General features: G+C 70.6%; 4 protein-coding genes. All 4 read right to left on the bottom strand.

Going from position 1 to position 6,786, the window contains the following annotated elements:
• Positions 1-130: 130 nt before the first annotated feature.
• Positions 131-1,132, bottom strand: coding sequence for a ketol-acid reductoisomerase (gene ilvC, locus ACGFYP_RS21435; protein ID WP_393495693.1), 1,002 nt, complete (start codon positions 1,130-1,132; stop codon positions 131-133).
• A 121-nt stretch (positions 1,133-1,253) separates the two neighbouring features.
• A complete protein-coding gene (gene ilvN / locus ACGFYP_RS21430; protein ID WP_215065241.1) occupies positions 1,254-1,778 on the bottom strand; it encodes an acetolactate synthase small subunit in 525 nt (174 codons plus the stop codon).
• 32 nt (positions 1,779-1,810) lie between these two features.
• On the bottom strand, positions 1,811-3,688 hold the full coding sequence (locus ACGFYP_RS21425) for an acetolactate synthase large subunit (protein WP_361959191.1): 1,878 nt from the start codon (positions 3,686-3,688) through the stop codon (positions 1,811-1,813).
• Between the two features lie 221 nt (positions 3,689-3,909).
• Positions 3,910-6,780 (bottom strand): putative bifunctional diguanylate cyclase/phosphodiesterase, encoded by a 2,871-nt coding sequence (locus ACGFYP_RS21420; protein ID WP_393495780.1) that lies wholly within the window; start codon positions 6,778-6,780, stop codon positions 3,910-3,912.
• Between the last annotated feature and the right edge of the window lie 6 nt (positions 6,781-6,786).

Here is a 6,786-nt window from a genome sequence, read left to right as displayed (position 1 = left end):
CTTGGTGGGGCGGTGCGGGCTCGCCTCCTCCCCGCCCCCCCCGCCCCCCCCGGCGGGGGGGGGGGGGGGCCCGGGGGGCGGGGGGGGCCCGGCCCCCCCCCCCCCCCCCCCCCCCCCCGCCCCGAGAGGCTTACGCCTCCTCGTCGTTCACCCAGCTCATGAGCTTGCGCAGCTCCTTGCCGGTGGTCTCCAGGAGGTGCTTCTCGTCCTGGGTCTTGTACTCGTTGTACTTCTTCAGACCGCCGTGGTACTCGTCCATCCAGTTCTTGGCGAAGGTGCCGTCCTGGATCTCGGTGAGGACCTTCTTCATCTCGGCCTTGGTGGCGTCCGTGATGATGCGCGGGCCGGTGATGTAGTCGCCCCACTCGGCGGTCTCGGAGACGGACCAGCGCATCTTCTCCAGGCCGCCCTCGTACATGAGGTCGACGATGAGCTTCAGCTCGTGGAGGCACTCGAAGTAGGCGATCTCCGGCTGGTAGCCGGCCTCGACCAGGGTCTCGAAGCCCGCCTTGACGAGGGCGCTGGCGCCACCGCACAGGACGGCCTGCTCACCGAAGAGGTCGGTCTCGGTCTCCTCGGTGAAGGTCGTCTTGATGACGCCCGCACGCGTGCCGCCGATGGCCTTGGCGTACGAGAGGGCCAGGGCGAAGGCGTTGCCCGTGGCGTCCTGCTCGACCGCGGCGATCGCGGGGACGCCGCGACCCTCCTCGTACTGGCGGCGGACCAGGTGGCCCGGGCCCTTGGGGGCGACGAGCGCGACGTCGACGCCGGCCGGGGGCTTGATGAAGCCGAAGCGGACGTTGAAGCCGTGCGCGAAGAAGAGGGCGTCGCCGTCCTTCAGGTTCGGCGCGATGGACTCCTCGTAGACCTTGGCCTGGATCGGGTCCGGGATCAGGATCATGATGACGTCGGCCTCGGCGGAAGCCTCGGCGGGCGTGACCACGCGCAGGCCCTGCTCCTCGGCCTTGGCCTTGGACTTGGAGCCCTCGTGCAGGCCGACGCGGACGTCGACACCCGAGTCACGGAGCGACAGCGCGTGGGCGTGGCCCTGGCTGCCGTAACCGATCACCGCGACCTTGCGGCCCTGGATGATGGACAGGTCGGCGTCGTCGTCGTAGAACAGCTCGGCCACTGGGAATCTCCTTGATGTGCTGGTGTTGCGTCCCACCGTACGGCGGGGAGCGGGAGGAAGGTTTTCGGGTCTCGCCTGGCGGACCGCCGCGGTGGACGGGCGGTCAGCCGGCGGTTGACGATCAGGCGCTGCGGTCGAGGGCCCGCAGCGAGCGGTCCGTGATGGACCGCGCACCACGCCCTATGGCGATCGTGCCGGACTGCACGAGCTCCTTGATGCCGAACTGCTCCAGCATCTTGAGCATCGCGTCGAGCTTGTCACTCGAACCGGTGGCCTCGATGGTGACCGCCTCGGGCGAGACGTCCACCGTCTTGGCGCGGAACAGCTGGACGATCTCGACGATCTGGGAGCGGGTCTCGTTGTCGGCGCGGACCTTCACCAGGACGAGCTCCCGCTGGATCGCAGCGGAGGGCTCGAGTTCGACGATCTTCAGGACGTTGACCAGCTTGTTGAGCTGCTTGGTCACCTGCTCCAGCGGCAGGTCCTCGACATTCACCACGATGGTGATGCGGGAGATGTCGGGGTGCTCGGTGACACCGACGGCGAGCGAGTCGATGTTGAACCCGCGCCGGGAGAACAGCGCGGCGATCCGGGCGAGGATGCCGGGGGTGTTCTCCACCAGGACGGAGAGCGTGTGCCTAGTCATGTGCGTCGTTCCTCTTCCTACGGCTCTCGGTCTCAGTCGTCTTCGTTGTCGCCGAAGTCGGGGCGGACGCCCCGGGCGGCCATGACCTCGTCGTTGGAGGTGCCGGCGGCGACCATCGGCCAGACCTGGGCGTCCTCGTGGACGATGAAGTCGATCACGACCGGGCGGTCGTTGATGGCGTTGGCCTCTTCGATGACCTTGTCCAGGTCGGCCGGGTCCTCGCAGCGCAGCGCGACACAGCCCATGGCCTCGGACAGCTTGACGAAGTCCGGGATGCGGGTGCCCTTGCGGGGCGCCGTGCTGGCGCCGACCTGGGAGCCGGTGGCGTCGTGGCCGGTGTCGTCGGCGTGCAGGACCGTGCTGGAGTAGCGCTGGTTGTAGAAGAGGGTCTGCCACTGGCGGACCATCCCGAGGGCGCCGTTGTTGATGATGGCGACCTTGATCGGGATGTTGTTGAGCGCGCAGGTGACCAGTTCCTGATTGGTCATCTGGAAGCAGCCGTCGCCGTCGATCGCCCAGACCGGGCGGTCCGGCATGCCGGCCTTGGCACCCATGGCGGCGGGGACCGCGTAGCCCATCGTTCCGGCGCCGCCGGAGTTCAGCCAGGTGGCCGGCTTCTCGTAGTCGATGAAGTGCGCGGCCCACATCTGGTGCTGGCCGACGCCGGCCGCGTAGATGGTGTCGGCGGGGGCGAGCTGGCCGATGCGCTGGATGACCTGCTGCGGCGAGAGGCTGCCGTCCTCCGGCAGGTCGTAGCCGAGCGGGTAGGTCTCGCGCCAGCGGTTCAGGTCGCTCCACCAGGCGGTGTAGTCGCCCTTGTTGCCCTCGCTGTGCTCGGCCTGGACGGCCTGGACCAGGTCGGCGATGACCTCGCGGGCGTCACCGACGATCGGGACGTCGGCGGCGCGGTTCTTGCCGATCTCGGCCGGGTCGATGTCGGCGTGGACGATCTTGGCGTACGGGGCGAAGCTGTCCAGCTTGCCGGTGACGCGGTCGTCGAAACGGGCTCCGAGGGCGACGATCAGGTCGGCCTTCTGCAGCGCGGTGACGGCGGTGACCGCACCGTGCATGCCCGGCATTCCCACGTGCAGCGGGTGGCTGTCGGGGAACGCGCCCAGCGCCATCAGGGTGGTGGTGACGGGGGCGCCGGTGAGCTCGGCGAGGACCTTCAGCTCGGCGGTCGCGCCGGCCTTCAGGACGCCGCCGCCGACGTACAGGACGGGGCGCTTGGCGGCGTTGATGAGCTTCGCGGCCTCGCGGATCTGCTTGGCGTGCGGCTTGGTCACCGGGCGGTAGCCGGGCAGGTCGGTCTGCGGCGGCCAGCTGAAGACCGTCTTCGCCTGCAGGGCGTCCTTGGCGATGTCGACCAGGACCGGGCCGGGACGGCCGGTGGAGGCGATGTGGAAGGCCTCGGCGATCGTCCTCGGGATGTCCTCGGCCTTGGTGACCAGGAAGTTGTGCTTGGTGATCGGCATCGTGATGCCGCAGATGTCCGCCTCCTGGAAGGCGTCCGTGCCGATGGCCTTCGAGGCGACCTGGCCGGTGATCGCGACCAGCGGGACGGAGTCCATGTGGGCGTCGGCGATCGGGGTGACCAGGTTGGTGGCGCCCGGCCCCGAAGTCGCCATGCAGACGCCGACCTTGCCGGTGGCCTGCGCGTAGCCGGTGGCGGCGTGGCCCGCGCCCTGCTCGTGCCGGACCAGGATGTGGCGGACCTTCTGCGAGTCCATCATCGGGTCGTACGCGGGCAGGATGGCGCCGCCCGGGATGCCGAAGACGGTGTCGGCCCCTACTTCCTCGAGAGAACGGATGAGGGACTGCGCACCCGTGACGTGCTCGACGATGGTGGCGGACTGTCCGCCGTTACGGGTCCGCGGCTGCGGATGGTGCCCGGTGGCCTGCTCGGTCATCAGCATTCTCTTCTCGAAGCAGAGGGTTTTTGCGAGTGTTTTGACAGGGTTTGACTGGAGCCGGTGCAACAAAAAACCCCTCGTGCCGGGTGGCAAGCGAGGGGAGCGCGTCGGGTGCGTTCAAGCCGGGCCGTCATGGCCCTGCTTCAGCCGACGCGCTTTCCAAGTACGAGAATTCGGGTGCGCATGGCACTGACCCTCCCCCCGACCCACTACCAGTGTCAAGTGGGTGGGACGGGCGTCTCATTATTTGAGCGGATCGGAGGACGTGCGGGGCCGTTTCCGACGGGAACCGCCGCCCCACCAGGGAGCGGATACTCGCCGCGGACGAGCGCCCGGCGCAGCCGGTACTCGTCGAGCGGCCCCGAGAACGCCATGCCCTGACCGTGGGTGCAGCCCATGGCGCGCAGGGCGAGCACCTGCTCGGGGACGTCCACCCCGTCGGCGACGGACTGGAGCCCGAGGTCCGATGCGATGCGGAGCAGTCCGCTCGTGATCTTACGGAGCCGGGCGGATTCGACCACCCCTTCGACGAGGCCCCTGTCCAGTTTCAGTACGTCGACGGGGAGGCGGCGGAGCGCGTTGATCGCCGCGTAGCCGCTGCCGAAGCCGTCGAGGGCGATCCGGACGCCGAGCCGGCGCAGGGAGACCAGGCGCTGCTCCAGGTCGTCGAAGGAGACCCGGGGGTCGTTGTCCGCCAGCTCGATCATCAGGGAGCCGGAGGGGAGCCCGTGCCGGGTCAGCAGCGCCTCTACGGAGCCGAGCGGCAGTGAGCGGTCGAGCAGCCGGCGGGCGGGGAGCCGGACGGAGACCGGCGTCCGATGGCCGAGACTCGCCCGTTCGGCGGCCTGCTCGACGGCGTGCTCGAGGAGCCAGCGGCCGAGCTCGGCGATGCGCTCGCCGTCGTCGGCGACCCGCAGGAACTCGGCGGGGGTGAAGAGGATGCCCTGCGCGGAGCGCCAGCGGGCCTGGGCGGCGACGGCGGTGATCCGGCCGGTGGCGAGGTCCACGACGGGCTGGTGGAGCAGGGCGAACTCGCCGTCGTCGAGTGCCGTGCGCAGCCGGGTGGCCAGTTCGGTCCTGCGGACGACCTCGGCCTGCATCTGCGGGGCGTACATCTCGACGCGGTCCTTGCCCGCGGCCTTGGCCCGGTACATGGCCAGATCTGCATTGCGCAGCAGCTCTCCGGCGCTGATGCCGGGCTCGGCGAAGGCGACGCCGATGGAGGCGGCGACGCGCACCTCGTTCCCGCCCTCGACGGTGTACGGCTGGGAGAGCGTGAGGCGCAGCCGGTCGGCGATCTCGTGGACCTGGTTCTCGCGGGCCACGCGGTCCCGGGAGCCGTCACCGAGGATGAGCGCCGCGAACTCGTCGCCGCCGAGCCTGGCGGCGGTGTCCCCGGCCCGTACGGAGTCCTGGAGGCGGCGGGCGGCCTGGACGAGCAGCTCGTCCCCCGCCTGGTGGCCGAGGCGGTCGTTGACGCCCTTGAAGCCGTCGAGGTCGATGAAGAGCACCGCGGTGCCGGGGTCGGAGGCGCGGCGGCCCGCGAGCGCCTTGCGGACGCGCCGGGTGAAGAGCGCGCGGTTGGGCAGGTCGGTGAGCGGGTCGTGCTCCGCGTTGTGCTGCAACTGGGCCTGGAGGCGGACCCGTTCGGTGACGTCCCGGCTGTTGAAGATCAGCCCGCCCTGGTGGCGGTTGACGGTCGACTCGACGTTGAGCCAGTCGCCCCGGCCGGAGCGGAAGCGGCACTCGATCCGGGTCGTCGGCTCCTCCGAAGGAGGAGCCGCGAGGAAGCGGCGGACCTCGTGCACGACCCCGCCGAGGTCCTCGGGGTGGATGAGCGAGGCGAGCTCCTCGCCGATCAGGTCCTCGGCCTCCCGTCCGTAGACCCCCGAGGCGGCGGGGCTGACGTAGCGGAGTATGCCGGTCGGCGCGGCGATCATGATCACGTCGCTGGAGCCCTGCACCAGGGACCTGAAGTGGTTCTCCTTCTGGGCCAGTTCGTGGGTGAGGGCGATGTTGTCGAGCAGCATGATGCCCTGGCGCACGACCAGCGCGAGCACGACCGTGCAGCCGGTGAGGACGACCACGCGGTCCACTCTTCGTCCCTCGACGACGTTGTACAGGATGCCGAGCGTGCAGACCGCGGCGGCGAGATACGGGGTGAGGGCGGCCAGCGAGCCCGCGACGGGGCGGCTGTGGTGGCGCTGGGCGCGCGCGGACGCCGTTCCGGTGACCGGGACCGGGCGGCGGGCCCCCCAGGGGGCGTACGCGAGCAGTAGGGAGCCCGCGAACCAGCCGGCGTCGAGGAGCTGGCCCGAGGTGTAGTTCTCGCGGAGCAGCGGGGAGGTGAAGAGGGCGTCGCACAGCACGGTCAGGGCGAGGGCGGCGATGGCGGTGTTGGTCGCCGAGCGGTTCAGCTGCGAGCGGCGGAAGTGCAGGGCCAGGACCATGCTGACGAGAACGATGTCCAGCAGGGGGTACGCGAGGGTGAGCGCGGCCCTGGCGACGCTCTCGCCCTCGAAGTGGGCGGTGTGCGCGAGGGCGAGGCTCCAGGAGAGCGTGAGCAGCGAGCCGCCGATCAGCCAGGCGTCCAGGACGAGGCAGACCCAGCCGGCCCGGGTGACGGGCTTCTTGGCGAGGACGAGCAGGCCGACGATCGCGGGCGGCGCGAAGAGCAGGAAGAAGAGATCGGCCAGGGACGGGCTGGGCACGTCCTTGTGGAGCACGACTTCGTACCAGCCCCAGACGGCGTTCCCTGCGGCGGCCATCCCGGAGGAGAAGGCGAAGAGCAGCCAGGCGGGGCGGAAGCGGTTCTCGTGCACGCGCGCGTAGAGGAAGCAGGAGACGGCGGCGGCGAAGGCGGCGGCGCTGAGGCCGAAGTCGCCCATGACCAGGGCCAGTCGCTCGGAGCCCCAGCCGAGGGCGGCGCCGGTGGCGTACCCCGCGCAGACGAGTCCGAGGAGGATCTGGGTGACGAGCGGGGGGACCCCGCAGCGAGCGGGCCCGGGCCGGGTCCGGCCGGACCCGGAAGCGGCCCCGCCCCCGCCCGTGACCTGACCGCGCTCGATCAGCGCACCGGGGGCGGTCATCGTCCC

It is taken from the genome of Streptomyces sp. NPDC048370, assembly GCF_043200825.1.
In the GTDB taxonomy this organism is placed as follows: domain Bacteria; phylum Actinomycetota; class Actinomycetes; order Streptomycetales; family Streptomycetaceae; genus Streptomyces.
This window is presented reverse-complemented; position numbering and strand designations above follow the sequence as displayed.